The 14041-nt window shown below is 74.4% G+C and carries 14 protein-coding genes; 7 read left to right on the forward strand and 7 right to left on the reverse strand.

All coding sequences use genetic code 11. The annotated features are described in order from the left end of the window. Window positions 1-44 precede the first annotated feature (44 nt). The 6 genes from HC251_RS21230 to HC251_RS21255 all read right to left on the reverse strand — a co-directional run bounded on the left by HC251_RS21230 (window position 45) and on the right by HC251_RS21255 (window position 6915). The gene (locus HC251_RS21230; RefSeq protein ID WP_219942591.1) at window positions 45-1178 is read right to left on the reverse strand and encodes a VWA domain-containing protein; all 1134 of its coding nucleotides are present in this window, start codon (window positions 1176-1178) and stop codon (window positions 45-47) included. Beyond that, window positions 1171-2067 carry a MoxR family ATPase gene (locus HC251_RS21235; protein ID WP_255566515.1) on the reverse strand — a complete coding sequence of 299 codons (897 nt, stop codon included), beginning with the start codon at window positions 2065-2067 and terminating at the stop codon, window positions 1171-1173. The genes HC251_RS21230 and HC251_RS21235 overlap by 8 nt, the downstream gene beginning before the upstream one ends. Before the next feature lie 70 nt (window positions 2068-2137). Further along, window positions 2138-2965, reverse strand: a complete 828-nt coding sequence (locus tag HC251_RS21240) for a xanthine dehydrogenase family protein subunit M (RefSeq protein ID WP_219942592.1) — start codon at window positions 2963-2965, stop codon at window positions 2138-2140. Beyond that, window positions 2962-5490 (reverse strand): xanthine dehydrogenase family protein molybdopterin-binding subunit, encoded by a 2529-nt coding sequence (locus HC251_RS21245; protein ID WP_219942593.1) that lies wholly within the window; start codon window positions 5488-5490, stop codon window positions 2962-2964. Before HC251_RS21245 ends, HC251_RS21240 begins: the two co-directional genes overlap by 4 nt. Beyond that, window positions 5487-6005, reverse strand: a complete 519-nt coding sequence (locus HC251_RS21250; protein ID WP_219942594.1) for a (2Fe-2S)-binding protein — start codon at window positions 6003-6005, stop codon at window positions 5487-5489. The genes HC251_RS21245 and HC251_RS21250 overlap by 4 nt, the downstream gene beginning before the upstream one ends. A gap of 136 nt (window positions 6006-6141) precedes the next feature. Next, window positions 6142-6915 (reverse strand): alpha/beta fold hydrolase, encoded by a 774-nt coding sequence (locus tag HC251_RS21255; protein ID WP_219942595.1) that lies wholly within the window; start codon window positions 6913-6915, stop codon window positions 6142-6144. Between the two features lie 37 nt (window positions 6916-6952). On the opposite strand from HC251_RS21255, the gene HC251_RS21260 reads away from it, so the two are divergent. The 5 genes from HC251_RS21260 (at window position 6953) to HC251_RS21280 (ending at window position 11686) form a co-directional block, all read left to right on the forward strand. Further along, complete coding sequence (locus HC251_RS21260) at window positions 6953-7651, forward strand: ATP-binding cassette domain-containing protein (protein WP_219942596.1); 699 nt, start codon at window positions 6953-6955, stop codon at window positions 7649-7651. A gap of 10 nt (window positions 7652-7661) precedes the next feature. Further along, the gene (locus HC251_RS21265; RefSeq protein ID WP_219942597.1) at window positions 7662-8447 is read left to right on the forward strand and encodes an ABC transporter permease; all 786 of its coding nucleotides are present in this window, start codon (window positions 7662-7664) and stop codon (window positions 8445-8447) included. A gap of 89 nt (window positions 8448-8536) precedes the next feature. Continuing rightward, complete coding sequence (locus tag HC251_RS21270; RefSeq protein ID WP_219942598.1) at window positions 8537-9610, forward strand: DUF4214 domain-containing protein; 1074 nt, start codon at window positions 8537-8539, stop codon at window positions 9608-9610. Window positions 9611-9786: 176 nt separating this feature from the next. Beyond that, on the forward strand, window positions 9787-11277 hold the full coding sequence (locus HC251_RS21275) for a wax ester/triacylglycerol synthase family O-acyltransferase (RefSeq protein WP_219942599.1): 1491 nt from the start codon (window positions 9787-9789) through the stop codon (window positions 11275-11277). 37 nt (window positions 11278-11314) lie between these two features. Beyond that, window positions 11315-11686 carry an RNA-binding S4 domain-containing protein gene (locus HC251_RS21280; protein ID WP_219942600.1) on the forward strand — a complete coding sequence of 124 codons (372 nt, stop codon included), beginning with the start codon at window positions 11315-11317 and terminating at the stop codon, window positions 11684-11686. Window positions 11687-11747: 61 nt separating this feature from the next. Here the strand turns inward: HC251_RS21280 and HC251_RS21285 are convergent, their stop codons facing one another. Continuing rightward, window positions 11748-12197 carry a hypothetical protein gene (locus tag HC251_RS21285; protein ID WP_219942601.1) on the reverse strand — a complete coding sequence of 150 codons (450 nt, stop codon included), beginning with the start codon at window positions 12195-12197 and terminating at the stop codon, window positions 11748-11750. Window positions 12198-12323: 126 nt separating this feature from the next. Here HC251_RS21285 and HC251_RS21290 point away from each other — a divergent pair, with 126 nt between their 5' ends. Both HC251_RS21290 and HC251_RS21295 read left to right on the forward strand, forming a co-directional pair. After that, window positions 12324-13007 carry a hypothetical protein gene (locus tag HC251_RS21290; protein WP_219942602.1) on the forward strand — a complete coding sequence of 228 codons (684 nt, stop codon included), beginning with the start codon at window positions 12324-12326 and terminating at the stop codon, window positions 13005-13007. A 284-nt stretch (window positions 13008-13291) separates the two neighbouring features. Then, complete coding sequence (locus HC251_RS21295) at window positions 13292-14038, forward strand: D-Ala-D-Ala carboxypeptidase family metallohydrolase (protein ID WP_219942603.1); 747 nt, start codon at window positions 13292-13294, stop codon at window positions 14036-14038. Window positions 14039-14041: the final 3 nt, after the last annotated feature.

The raw sequence follows: 14041 nt of genomic DNA on the forward strand, positions 1-14041 counted from the left end.
AGACCTCCCGCCGGTGGCGCAAGAAAGGTGGTGGAGCGGGGGGATCATGCGACGGACCGGGACGGGGGCACGTCGGACAGTGTGGCGAGCAGGTGGGCCAGACCCTCCAGGTCGGCGAGGGACGCGCCAGGGACGAAGGTGTCGACGTGGGGCAGGGCCGCAGCCATCCCCTGGGCCAGGGGCTCGTAGCCGGGGACGGCGCGCAGCGGGTTGACCCACACCACGTGGTGGGCGAGGCGGTGGAGCCGGGCCATGGCCTCGGCCACGAGGGCCGGATCGCCCCGGTCCCAGCCGTCGGACAGCACCACGACGACGGCGCCCCGGGCCATGCCCCGGGCACCCCACCGGTCGACGAACTGCCCCAGGGCGTCGCCCAGCCGGGTGCCACCGGACCAGTCGGCCACGTCACCGGCGGTGCGGGCGAGCGCCTCATCCGGGTCGCGGGTGGTGAGGGCCCGGGTGATGCGGGTCAGGCGGGTCCCGAGGGTGAAGGCCTCGACCCGGCCGGCACCGCGCGAGGTCACCGCGGCGTGGGCGAAGCGGACGAGAGCCCGGGCGTAGGGCTCCATCGACCCGCTGACGTCGAGCAGCAGGACCAGCCTTCGGGGTCGGTCGCTCGGCGCCCGCTGGTGCAGCCGGAGCGGCTCGCCGCCGGTGGCCAGGGCGGCGTGGACGGTGCGTCGGAGGTCGAGCTCGTCGCCCCGCCGGGCCGGCCGGCGCCGCCGCGACCTCCGGGTGGCGACGTCGACCCGCAGGGCGGAGATCGCCCGGTGGAGCTGGACCCGCTCGTCGACCGTGCACGTCGCCAGGTCGACCTGGCGCAGCTGCTCGACGGCGCTGTGGCGCAGCACCCGGTCGTCGTCGTCCCCGACGCCCTCGCCGTCGGACCCACCCTCGCCCTCCACGAGGACCTCGGTGGGAACCGGGACCGAGGGCGCCGACCAGGTGACCCGCTCCTCCAGCACGGCGGTGAAGGCGGCGTCGTAGGCGGCGGCGTCCTCGGGCCGGTGGATCAGGGTGGCCCGCCCGGCCCAGTACAGGTCCTGGCGGCGGGCCGCGCCGACGGCGGCGACGGCCTCGGCGCAGGCGACCTCCGACCGCAGCGCCACCGGCACCCCGTGGGCCCGCACGGCCCGGGCCAGCGCCGCCACCAGCTCGGCGGCCCCACCGTCAGGCATCGGAGGTCCGGGAGCGGAGGGCGTCGACGAGGGCGTCGATGCCGAAGGACCGGGTGCGCTCGGCGTCCTCGCGGTACTTGAGGACGGCGCCGAGGGTGGCGTCGACGGAGGCGGCGTCGAGCGTGCGCCGGCCGAGGGCGGCCAGCGCCGTGGCCCAGTCGATCGACTCGGCCACGCCGGGCGGCTTGTAGAGCCCGAGGGTGCGCAGCTGGGCCGTGGCCGCGGCCACCTCCCGGGCCAGCACCTCGTCGGCCTCCGGCACCCGCAGGCGGATGACGGCCACCTCCCGCTCGAAGGTCGGGTGCTCCACCCAGTGGTAGAGGCAGCGCCGCTTCAGGGCGTCGTGGACGTCGCGGGTCCGGTTCGACGTGATGACGACGACGGGCGGCACGGCGGCGGTGATGGTCCCCAGCTCGGGGACGGTCACCGTCCAGTCCGACAGGACCTCGAGCAGGAGGGCCTCGAACTCGTCGTCGGCCCGGTCGACCTCGTCGATCAGCAGCACCGGCGGCGCGTCGCCACGGATGGTGCCAGGCACCTTCCGTGTCCCGAGCGCGGCGAGGACGGGCCGGCGGACCAGGAAGCGCTCGTCGTACATCTCGGCCTCGACCTCCTCGACCGACGACGAGAGCGCCCCGGCGGCCTCGGCGGCGCGGAGGTGCAGGAGCTGGCGGGCGTGGTCCCACTCGTAGAGGGCCTGGGAGGCGTCGATGCCCTCGAAGCACTGGAGCCGCAGCAGCTCGCCGCCCGTCCACCGGGCGAGCACCTTGGCCACCTCGGTCTTGCCCACGCCGGCGTCCCCCTCCAGCAGGAGGGGGCGCCGCATGTGGAGGGCGAGGAACACGACCGTCGCCAACCCCTCGTCGGCCAGGTACCCGTGCTCCGCCATCGCCTCCCGCACGACGGATGGGGTCAGACCCCTTCCATCCGGCGACGGAAGGGGTCTGACCCCTTCCGCCTCAGCCACCCGCTTCCTCGAGGGCCCGCCTCGTGAGGACCTTGGCCAGGTGGGTGCGGTACTCGACGCTGGCGTTGGTGTCGGCCCCGGGCTCGGTGCCCTCGGCGACCCGCTCGGCCGCCTCGGCCGGCGACGCCCCACCGGACCAGGCCTCGGCCACGCCGGCGGCGACCAGCGGGGTGGGGCCCATGTTCACCAGCCCCACCCCGGAGGACCCGTTGCGGCTGACGGCGGCCACGCCGACGATGGCCCAGTCGAGGGCCCGCCGGTTGAACTTCTGGAACGACCAGCCGGCGTCGGGGACGGCCGGGACCCGCAGCTCGACGAGGAGCTCGTCGGGCTCGAGGGCGGCCTCGAGGAACCCGGTGAAGAAGTCCGACGCAGCGATGACCCGCTCGCCCCGGGCGGCCGAGCGCACCACCACCGACCCGCCGAGGGCGAGCAGCGCGGCGGGCAGGTCCGACGCCGGGTCGGCGTGGGCGATCGAGCCGCCGACGGTGCCCCGGTGGCGGACCTGGGGGTCGCCGATCTGGGTGGCCACGTGGGCGAGCAGCGGGACCTGGGCCTTCAGGACCTCGTCGCGCCCGGCGTCGTGGTGGGTGGTCAGGGCGCCGATGGCGACGGTGTCGCCGTCGTGGCGGACGTACGACAGGTCCGAGATGCGGCCCACGTCGACGAGGACCTCGGGCGACGCCAGCCGCAGCTTCATCAGCGGCAGCAGGGAGTGGCCGCCGGCGAGGAGCTTGGCCTCGTCGCCGTGCTCGGCCAGGGCCGCCATGGCCTCGTCGGTGGACGAGGCCCGGACGTACTGGAACGGGGCGGGGATCACGATGCACCTCCCGGCTCGGCGCCGCCTGGTCCGGGGCGCAGGGTGTCGGACGGGACGTCCCGGGCGGCGTCGGCGGTGTCGGTGGCCTCGGCCGTGACCGAGTCCGACCCGCCGCCGGCCCTGGCCGCCTGGATGGCCTCCCACACGTGGAGCGGCGACGCCGGCATGCGCATCTCGGTGACGCCGAGGTGCGAGAGGGCGTCGACGACGGCGTTGATGACGGTGGACGCGGCGCCGATGGTGCCGGCCTCGCCCACCCCCTTCACACCCAGGGGGTTGGTGGGCGACGGCGTGACCGAGTGCCCCAGCCGCATGGACGGGACGTCGGACGCCGCCGGCACCAGGTACTCGGCCAGGCTGGCGGCCTGGGGGTTGCCGTCGGCGTCGAAGACGGCCTCCTCGAACAGCGCCTGGGCCAGCCCCTGGATGATCCCGCCGTGGACCTGGCCCTCGACGATCATGGGGTTGATCTGGGTGCCGCAGTCGTCGACGGCCACGTAGTCCCGCACGTCCACCTGGCCGGTCTCCTCGTCGACCTCGACCACGCACACGTGGGTGCCGAACGGCCACGAGAAGTTGGGCGGGTCGTAGGTGACCTGGGCCTCGAGGGTGGGCTCGACGTCGTCGGGCAGGTCGTGGGCGGTGAAGGCCTCGAAGGCCACCGCCGCCATCGGCATCTCCTTGTCGGGCGAGCCCTTGACGCTGAACACGCCGGCCGAGAACTGGAGGTCGTCGGCCGCGGCCTCGAGCTGGTGGGCGGCGATCTGGCGGGCCTTCTCGATCACCTTGTCGCACGCCATGGCGATGGCGACGCCGCCGACGGGCAGCGACCGCGACCCGTAGGTGTCCATGCCGTGCGGGCTGATGCTCGTGTCGGAGTGGAGGACCTCGACGTCGTCGGGGCTGACCCCGAGCCGCTCGGCCACGATCATCGACCAGCTGGTCTCGTGGCCCTGGCCGTGGGGGGTGGCCCCCGAGACGACCTGGACCTTGCCCGTCGGCATCATCCGCACCGTCGCCGACTCCCAGCCGCCGGCCGAGTAGTTGAGCGACGCCAGCACCCGGCTGGGGGCGAGGCCGCACATCTCGAAGTACGACGACATGCCGATGCCCAGGTGCTTGGTGCCACCCGCGGCCCGGCGCTCGGCCTGCTCGCGCCGGAGGTCCTCGTAGCCGGCCATCTCGAGGGCGATCCGGGCCGCCCCCTCGTGGTCGCCCGAGTCGTACTCGAGGCCCGTGACCGCGGTGTAGGGGAACTGGTCCTTGCCGATGTAGTTGCGGCGCCGGATCTCGGCCGGGTCGACGCCGACCTCCTTGGCCAGCAGGTCCATGCCCCGCTCGATGGCGTAGGTGGCCTCGGGCCGGCCCGCGCCCCGGTAGGCGTCGGTGGGCGTCATGGTCGTGAACACCGACGTGCACGTGAACGAGAACGCAGGGACGTCGTAGACGCCGCAGTAGAGGAACGCGCCCAGCAGGGGGATGCCCGGCGTGACCAGCTGGAGGTAGGCACCCATGTCGCCGATGAGGCGGACCCGGACGCCGGTGACCTTGCCGTCGGCGTCGGCGGCCAGGTCGATCTCCTGGATCTGGCCTCGGCCGTGGATGGTGGCCTGGGCGTTCTCGGTCCGCTCCTCGGCCCAGCGCACCGGCACCTTGAGCTTGTGGGCCAGGCCGACGGCGAGGAGCTCCTCGGCGTAGACGTTGAGCTTCGACCCGAACCCGCCGCCCACGCTGGGGGCGACGACACGGATGTCGGCCTCGGAGATGCCGGTGGTCACCGCCGTCATGACCTTGAGGATGTGGGGGACCTGGGTCGCCGAGTACAGCGTGATCCCACCGCCGAACGGGGCCGGCACGCACGCCACGGCGCGGGGCTCCATGGCCATGGGGATCAGCCGCTGCTGGACGAAGCGGCCCGTGACGGTGTGGGCGGCGGCGTCGAAGGCGCTCTTGACCGCGTCCTCGTCGAGCTCGAGGTTCCAGGTGTAGGAGACGTTGGTGCCGATGTCGTCGTGGATGACCACCCGGTCGGACAGGGCGTCCTCGAGGTCGATCACCGCCTCCAGCGGGTCGTAGTCGACGTCGACGAGCTCGACCGCGTCGCGGGCCGCGGCGTACGACTCGGCCAGCACCACGGCCACGGCGTCGCCCACGTAGGCGACCTTGTCCTTGGCCAGCGGGTAGTGCGCCGGGTTCTTCATGTCGTCGGTGACGGGCCAGGCGCACGGCATGGGGTTGGCCCACATGTCGTCGAGGTCGGCGCCGGTGTAGACGGCCCGCACGCCGGGGGCGGCGGCGGCCGCCGCCGTGTCGATGGCGGTGATGCGGGCGTGGGCGAAGGGGCTGCGGACCAGCGCCATGTGGAGCGCCCCGGGGATCTGGAGGTCGTCGGTGTAGCGGCCCTCCCCGGTCAGCAGGGTCGGGTCCTCCCGGCGGAGGCGGCGGGAGCCGATGACCCCGCTGCCGTTGCCCGGGCTCGTGGCCACGGTGGTGTCGACGTCGTCGAGCGGCTCGGTGGCGGTCATGCCGGCACCTCCTCGCGCCGGACCTGGACCTCGGTGGCGTTCCCGACGTCGCCGCGGGCGCAGGCGAGCACCGAGGCGACGATGTTCTGGTAGCCGGTGCAGCGGCAGAGGTTCCCCTCCAGACCCTCGCGGACCGCGGCCTCGTCGAGGGTCCGGCCTTCGGCCTCGGCCTCGGCGACGAGCGCCGTCGACGCCATCACCATGCCGGGCGTGCAGTAGCCGCACTGGAGCCCGTGGTTCTCCATGAACGCGACCTGCATGGGGTGGAGCTGGCCGTCGGTGGCCATGCCCTCGATGGTGGTGATCTCGCAGCCCTCGGCCTGGACGGCGAGCACCGTGCAGGACTTCACCGACTGGCCGTCGAGGTGGACGGTGCAGGCGCCGCACGACGTGGTGTCGCAACCGACGTTGGTGCCGGTCAGGCCGAGCACCTCCCGCAGGTGGTGGACCAGCAGGGTCCGAGGTTCGACGTCGGCGGTGCGCTCGACCCCGTTGACCGTGAGCGTGACCCTCATGGGCGACCTCCCGTGGGTGGATCCAGGTGTGGTGGTGGTCACATGGTGCGCGCGGATCGCGCCCCTCTGCTCGGGGTGCCTCGCGGGAGGGGAGGGTCCGGCCCACGTCGTGCCCGGCACCCGTGGTCCCGGCCGGTCAGCCGGCGAGGAACTCGATCACGGCGGGGACGAAGCGGGGCGCCATCAGGGCGCCCATGTGGTCGCCGGGCACGACCTCGAGCCGGGCGTCGGCGATGGCGTCGACGAGGACCTCGGGTCGCGACGCCAGGTCGTCGGCGTCCCCCACGACCAGGAGGGTCGGGGCGGTGATGCGGCCCAGGGCGATGGGCGTGCGGTGGACCGACCGGGCCTGGGCGGCCAGGGCCAGGCGGTCGCCGCCGACGGCGTCGACGAAGCCCCGGAACGCGCCCACGCCGGGATCGGCGACCTCGCCCGGGTCGTCCTGCTCCAGGACCTCGGCGAGGAGGGTGCGGTCCATCACGCGGGTGTCGACGCCGCCCAGCTCGACGATGGCCGAGCCCACGCCCCCGATGACGAGCCGGCGCACCCGGGGCTCCCGGGTGGCGGTGAGGACGGCGGTGACGCCGCCCATCGAGTACCCGACGAGGTCGAAGCGGTCGAGCCCGAGGTGGTCGGCCAGCTCGGTGACGTCCTGGGCCATCCGGTCCTCGCCGTAGAGCGACGGGTCGTGGGGCGTGTCGGAGCGCCCGTGGCCGCGGGCGTCGTGGGCCACCACGTCCCGCCCGGCGGCGACGAGGGCGTCGACGACCCCCGGGAGCACCCAGTTGAGGTGGGCGTTGGCGATGAACCCGTGGTGCAGCACGACGGGCGGGAGGCCCGGCGCACCGTCCCCGCCGGCCCAGGTGCGGTAGGCCAGACCGACCCCGTCGGACGTCGTGAAGCGCTCCATGGGCCGCCATCATGGTGGACCGCGCCAGACTCGCGGGGTGGACGTCCCGCTGTTCGCCTTCGAGGGGGTGGGGGTCGAGCGGGACGGGACCCAGGTGCTGGCCGACGTCACCGTGGACGTGCCCGACGCCGGCACCACCGTGTTCGTCGGACCGTCGGGGGCGGGGAAGTCGACCCTGCTCCGGTGCTGCAACCGCCTCGAGACCCCGACCGAGGGGACCATCCGCTTCCGCGGCGAGGCCCTGGCCGCGCTGGACCCGCTCGCCCACCGCCGGCGGGTCGGCATGGTCTTCCAGGCTCCGGCCCGGTTCCCCGGCACCGTCGCCGACAACCTGCGCGCCGTGGCCACCTCCCTGACCGAGGCCGAGGCCGGCGACCTGCTCGATCGCGTCGGCCTCGACCGCGACCTGCTCGGCCGCCAGGCCGACGCCCTCTCCGGGGGCGAGGCCCAGCGCATGGTCCTGGCCCGGGCCCTGACGACCCGGCCCGAGGTGCTCCTCGCCGACGAGCCCACGTCCGCCCTCGACGCCCGGGCCACCCGCCACCTGGAGGACCTGGCCCGCAGCCTCGTGGCCGACGGGATGCCCGTGCTGTGGGTCACCCACGACCTCGACCAGGTGCACCGGCTGGCCGACCACCTCGTGGTCCTGCGCGCCGGCCGGGTGACCTGGAGCGGGCCGGCATCGGACGCCGGGGCCGCCGACGCCCTGACCGCCGCGGCCGAGGACGGCTCGTGAGGGCGCGCCGGTGAACGGCGGCGACGTCGTCGGCTGGGCCGGGCTGGCCGTGTCGCTGGTCTTCGTGCTGGCCGCCGTCGCCCTGACCTGGCAGCAGGGCCTGCGCCTGGGGCGCCCGATCGTCGTCGCCGTGGCCCGGTCGCTGGCCCAGATGGCGGTCGTCGGCGCCGCCCTCGTCCCCATCGTCGACCCCGACACCCCGCTGGCGTGGTCCTGGGCCTGGGTGGCGGCGATCACCGTGTTCGCCGCCGTCACCGTGGCCCGGCGGGCCCCCGACGTCCCGGGCCTGTTCACCGTCGCCCTCCTCGCCATGGGGCTGGTGGCCGGGATGGGCCTGGCGGTGATGTTCGGCCTGGGGATCTTCGCCCTCGAGGGGAGGACGCTCGTGCCCGTCGCGGGGATGATCGTGGGCAACTCGATGAAGGCCGCGGTGGTCGGCGCGGCCCGGGTGTCGGAGGCCGTGGCCGACGCCCGGCCGGAGATCGAGGCCGGCCTGGCCCTCGGGATGACGCCCCGGCGGGCGTCGCTGCGGTTCGTGCGGTCGGCGCTGCGCACCGCCATCTCGCCCCAGGTGGAGCAGACCGCGGCCCTGGGGATCGTGTTCCTCCCCGGGGCGATGACCGGGCTCATCCTGGCCGGCGTGGCGCCGCTGGAGGCGGTCCGCACCCAGCTGGCCCTGATGTACGTGATCCTGGCCGGGGTGGTCGTGGCCGCCCTGACCGCCGGCCTGGGCACGCTCACCCGCCTGACGACCCGCGACCAGACGATCGTCGCCCTCGCCCGCACCGACGCCTGATCCCCGCCCGTCGCCGAGCTCGGTGGCTCGGCACGGAAGGCCTCGGCGGAAAAGTGTGCGGGCGGTGCGGGTGGCCGCGTCACACCGGCATGACCACGCACACCACCACCACCACCTCCACCGTCCGCCGGCTGGCGCTGCTGGCCCTGGGACTGCTCGTCCTCCTGACCGGCGTCGGCATCGGGTCCGCGCCCGCCTCGGCCTACGCGCCCACCTCGCCCAAGGCCATCATCGCCGTGGGCTACGACGCCGCCGACGACTTCGTCCGGGTCTACTGGGCCCCGCCGCTCGACACCGGCGGCAAGGCGATCACCGAGTACCGCATCGAGCGGTTCCAGCAGGGCCAGGCCCAGGTCCAGAAGGTGTGGACCCAGGCGACCACCGCCCCGCTGGTCGACACCACCGTCGTCCCGGGCGTCACCTACTCCTACCGGGTGCGCGCCACCAACGCCGACGGCACCAGCGCCTGGAGCGAGTCGATGGTCGCCAGCGTGCAGCAGTACCACACCGAGATCTCGCAGTTCGGCACCGATGCGGGTGCGTTCGTGACCCGCCAGTACCAGGACTTCCTCGGCCGCAACCCCAGCTTCGGCGAGAAGAGCACCGCGGTGGTGAACCTGAACAGCGGCACCTGGACCACCGGCGACGTGATCGACGCCCTCGTGGCCAAGCCCGAGCGGGCCCACCGCCACCAGATCATCCGGCTCTACAACGCCTACTTCGACCGCAACGCCGACCACGGGGGCCTGGAGTTCTGGAGCGACCAGATCACCACCAAGGGCAAGACCATCGGTGCGGTCTCGAACGCCTTCGCCGCCTCGCAGGAGTTCAAGGCCACCTACGGCAACCTGAGCAACGCCCAGTTCGTCACCCTCGTCTACCAGAACGTCCTGGACCGCGAGCCCGACGCGGGGGGCCTCGCCTACTGGAAGGGCCAGCTCGACACCAAGGCGATCAGCCGGGGTCACATGATGACGAAGTTCTCCGAGTCCGCCGAGTACCGGGCCCTGAGCCGGGGCCGGGTCCTCGCCGCCGACGTCTACGACGCCATGATCGGCGCCGAGAGCACCGGCCTCGAGCTCAGCCTCTGGGCCGCCCACATCCAGGGCGGCGGCAACGCCGGGGACTACGGCACCCGCACGATGCTGCTGAACAAGTACTGACCCGACCGGAACCCACCGATCGTGCCCCCGCCCCGCCCGGCGGGGGCACGGTCGCGCCCGGCGTGTGACGCGCCCGTCGAGGTGGAAGGGTGGCGGCCGTCACAGCGCGCCCGCGCCACCCCGTCGTCGGCCACCGCCCGGTCCGGTCCGACGGGGACCCGGAGACCGGAGGACCCATGGACCAGCTCACCGGACTCGACGCCACCTTCCTCTACATGGAGTCGGAGACCCAGTTCGGCCACGTGTCGGGCCTGTCGGTCTTCGCCCGCCCCGACGACCCGGGCTACGACCCGCTGACCGCCTGGCGGGCGGAGATCGAGCGGCGCCTCCACCTGCTCGAGCCCCTCCGCCGCCGGGTGCGCGACGTGCCGTTCCGGCTCGACCACCCGTTCTGGGAGGACGACCCGGACTTCGACCTCGAGTACCACGTCCGCCACACGGCGGTGGCCCCACCGGGGAGCGACCAGCAGCTGGGCGAGCTCATCGCCCGCATCATCGCCCGGCCCCTCGACCGGCGGCGGCCGCTGTGGGAGAGCTACGTGATCGAGGGGCTGCCCGACGACCACTTCGCCATCCTCTCCAAGATCCACCACGCCACCGTCGACGGGGCGTCCGGCGCCGAGCTGCTGACGCTCATGCTCGACTCCAGCCCCGAGGGCGACGCCGGCGACGACCCGGCGCTGGGGAGCTGGGCCCCGGAGCCCCCGCGCAGCGACGGCGCCGTTCTGGTCACCGCCGCCGCGGGGCTGGTCCGCAAGCCGGGCCGGGCCCTGGTCCTCGGCGCCCGGACCGCCCGCCAGATCGGGGCCGCCACCCGCAACCCGGTGCTGGTCGCGGCGGCCAACCAGCTCCGCTCCAACCTCCGCGGCCCCCTGGGGACGGTGCTGAACATCGGCCGCGAGCGCCACCCCGTGGGCGAGGTCGCCGGCCCGCTGCCGCAGGGGATGGCCCCGCACACGCCGTTCAACGACCGCATCACCGCCCACCGCCGCTTCGCCTTCCGGTCGACGTCGCTCACGTCGGTGAAGGAGGTGAAGAACGCCCTGGGCGCGACGGTCAACGACGTCGTCATGGCCATGTGCGCGGGAGGCGTGCGGCGCTGGCTCGAGGACCACGACGCCCTGCCCGACAAGGCGCTCATCGCCATGGTGCCGGTGTCCATCCGCACCGGGGAGGAGGAGCACCGCTGGACCAACCGGGTGTCGGCCATCTTCTCGGGGCTGCCGACCGACGAGCCCGACCCGCTCGAGCGGGTGCGCAAGGTCCACGAGGCCATGGCCGGGGCCAAGGGCCTGTTCGACGCCGTGCCGGCCGAGCAGCTGACGGACTTCACCCAGTTCGCCCCGCCGGCCGTCTTCGCCCGGGCCATGCGGACGGCCCTGCGCCTGAGCGGCCGCTTCACGCCCTTCAACCTCGTCGTGTCGAACGTCCCCGGCCCCCGCCAGCCGCTGTACACCGCCGGGGCCGAGCTCCTGCACTACTACCCGGTGTCCACCGTGGTCGACGGCCAGGGCCTCAACGTCACCGTCCAGAGCTACCGCGACACCCTCGACGTCGGCCTCGTCGCCTGCCGGGACCTCGTCCCGGACCTGTGGGACATGGTCGACAACATCGTCGAGGAGCTCGCCGTCATCGGCAAGGCGGTCGGCGTGGACGTCGAGCTCTGACGCCCCGGGCCGGCGGCGGGCCGGGCAAGATCGGGTCGTGACGGAGACGGCCCGGGTCGATCGGTGGCTGTGGGCGGTGCGCCTGGCCAAGACCCGCTCGGAGGCGACGGCACTGTGCAAGGCCGGCCACGTCCGCATCGACGGCCGGCCGGCGAAGCCGTCGACCGGCGTGCGCATCGGGGACCGGGTGACGGCCCGCATCCACCAGGTCGACCGTGACGTCGAGGTCGTCCGGCTGATCGAGAAGCGGGTCGGTGCCCCGGTGGCCGCCGAGTGCCTCGTCGACCACACCCCGCCCCCGCCGCCGAGGCCGGCGGAGCAGGTCCCCTTCGGCGAGCGTGACCGGGGCGCCGGACGCCCCACCAAGCGAGACCGGCGCCAGATCGACCGGGTCCGGCGCGGAGGCTAGGGGCGACCTTGTCCGGAAGTCCCCCTCCTCGGCAGGGTTCCGGACAAAGGATGGTCCTCGGTCAGGCGCGGAGGCTGACCACGTGCTGGCCGCCGCCCTCGTCGACCTGGGTGGTGACCGCCAGGTCGGGTTCGAGCCGGCCGACCCGGTCGACCAGCCAGGCGGCGACGGCGTCGGCGTCGTCCCGGCTCAGGCACCGGGCCACCGCCTCGCGCCCGCCCTTGCGCTGGAGCCGGTCGACCACGGCGATCAACGGCGCCGGGTCGACGAGGAAGAGGTCGTCGGGCCACGGCACCACGGGCGCCACCGCGCCCTTGCCCGTGTTGCACCCTCGGTGGGCGAGCCGCTCGACCGGTGCCGCCCTCTTCTTGTTCTTGGCCTTGGCCCGCGTCGTCCGCAGGTCGATGCTCGGACCGCGGGGGTCGTTGACCGACATGTCGGGGTCGACCGGCTCGTCGCAGAGCCAGCACCGCCAGCCGTCGGCCTCCCCCACCTCGTCCAACCGGCTCACCGGGGGGACGGTACCGGGGCGGGGGCCTCACGCCGTAGGGCGCCGGATCGCCTCGACCAGGCTCGTGCAGCCGTCGGCGCCGTCCACCGCTGCCCCGCCGACGAGGCCGCCTCGTAGCCTCCGGGGGTGGACCCCGCCCCCACCCCGCCCGCAGACCACGTCGAGGTCGCCGACGGCGACGTCACCTGGCGCTTCGAGCGCTCGTTCCTCACGTCGCGCTGGACCTGCATCTGGGGCCAGGGGTGCAAGGGCATCCTCGACCGCCCCGCCCCCGAGCTGATGCAGGGGTGCTGCTCGGTGGGCGCCGAGCTCGACGGCGCCGAGGAGGGGGCTCAGATCAGCGCCTACGCGGCGATGCTCGAGCCCCACCTCTTCCAGCACCACGCCGAGGCCGAGGCCGGCGGCGTCTTCGGCGACGACCGCAAGCTCAGCACCCGGGTCGTCGACGGTGCGTGCATCTTCCTCAACCGCCCCGGGTTCGCCGGCGGCGCCGGGTGCGCGCTGCACATCGCCGCCGTCGAGGTCGACGAGCCGCCGCTCGAGTGGAAGCCGTCGGTGTGCTGGCAGCTCCCCCTCAAGGTCGACTGGGCCGAGGGCACCACCCCGGACAGCGAGGTCGCCACGGTCCGGGGCTGGACCAGGGCGGACTGGAACGAGGAGGGCGACGAGATGGCCTGGTGCTGCACCGAGGAGCCCGAGCCCTACGTCGGCGACCGGCCCGTCGTCGAGTCGCTGGCCGAGGAGCTCACCGCCATGGTCGGCACCGAGGTCTACGTCGAGCTCCGCCGCCGCCTCGCCGACCCCGCCTGACCCCCGTCGCCGCAGGCCGCAGCCTGCGACGGACCGCAGCATGCGACAGCCACCCAGCAAGACCGTGGCCACCTGTCGCAGGAACGGAGATGTCGCAGGTTCCCGCGGCCGAAGGGCACGGTCGCCCACGAGCGCCGGCCGACGACGTGCGCGCGGGCCGACGGCCGGGCCGGTCGCGAGGGTCCCCGGCGCCCGCCGCCCGACTCCCTACCGTCGGGTGCGGCTCGCCACCGCGAACGAGCGTCAGCGCACCCTCCTGCGGCGAGCCGAGGAGGCGGTCCGCCATGTCCCCACCTGGCCGGCGACGAGGTGCCCGGGCGGTCGTCGCGGTCGTCCTGCTGGGATCGACGCTCGCCCTCGTCGCCCCCGCAGCACCGGTCGCCGCCGACGGCTGCGCCACGTGGCGGCGCACCCTGAGCCAGGGAACGACCGGCAGCGACGTCCGCCGCCTCCAGGTCCGGGTGGCCGGCTACCCGGGGTTCGGACGGCGGCTGTCCGTCGACGGGGAGTTCGGCCCCGCCACCCGTGCCGCCGTGCGCCGGTTCCAAGCCGCGTACGGCCTCGGCGTCGACGGGATCGCCGGGCCCCGGACGCTCGGGCTGGTCGAGCGGCTCCAGGACGATGACTGCACGCCGGCCGGCTTCTCGTTCGGCGAGCTCGACGACGGCTGCGGCGGCCGCGGCTTCGACGGAGGGCGCACCACGACTGCGACCGCCCGGTCGACGGCCCTGGTGACGATGTGGAAGCTCCAGGCCCTGCGGCACGCGCTCCGGGAGCGCCCCATCACGGTGGCCAGCGGGTTCCGCTCCATCCCCTGCAACCGGCTGGCCGGCGGCGCCGCCCGGAGCCGCCACCTCTTCGGCGACGCCGCAGACCTCGACGCCGGCCCCCACACCCTGTGCGCGCTGGCCCGCCAGGCGCGACACCACGGGTTCCAGGGGATCTACGGCCCGGGCTACCCGGGCCACAGCAGCCACGTCCACGTCGACGGGAGCGGACGGTCGTGGCGCGCCCCCCGCTGCGGGATCTAGGCG

Origin of the sequence: Iamia sp. SCSIO 61187 (genome assembly GCF_019443745.1) — a bacterium.
In the GTDB taxonomy this organism is placed as follows: Bacteria; Actinomycetota; Acidimicrobiia; order Acidimicrobiales; family Iamiaceae; genus Iamia.

Coding starts and splice junctions, on each gene's coding strand:
- HC251_RS21250 (WP_219942594.1), bottom strand. CDS start 6,005: ATGAGGGTCACGCTCACGGTCAACGGGGTCGAGCGCACCGCCGACGTC.
- HC251_RS21255 (WP_219942595.1), bottom strand. CDS start 6,915: ATGGAGCGCTTCACGACGTCCGACGGGGTCGGTCTGGCCTACCGCACC.
- HC251_RS21235 (WP_255566515.1), bottom strand. CDS start 2,067: ATGGCGGAGCACGGGTACCTGGCCGACGAGGGGTTGGCGACGGTCGTG.
- HC251_RS21270 (WP_219942598.1), top strand. CDS start 8,537: ATGACCACGCACACCACCACCACCACCTCCACCGTCCGCCGGCTGGCG.
- HC251_RS21245 (WP_219942593.1), bottom strand. CDS start 5,490: ATGACCGCCACCGAGCCGCTCGACGACGTCGACACCACCGTGGCCACG.
- HC251_RS21275 (WP_219942599.1), top strand. CDS start 9,787: ATGGACCAGCTCACCGGACTCGACGCCACCTTCCTCTACATGGAGTCG.
- HC251_RS21295 (WP_219942603.1), top strand. CDS start 13,292: ATGTCCCCACCTGGCCGGCGACGAGGTGCCCGGGCGGTCGTCGCGGTC.
- HC251_RS21230 (WP_219942591.1), bottom strand. CDS start 1,178: ATGCCTGACGGTGGGGCCGCCGAGCTGGTGGCGGCGCTGGCCCGGGCC.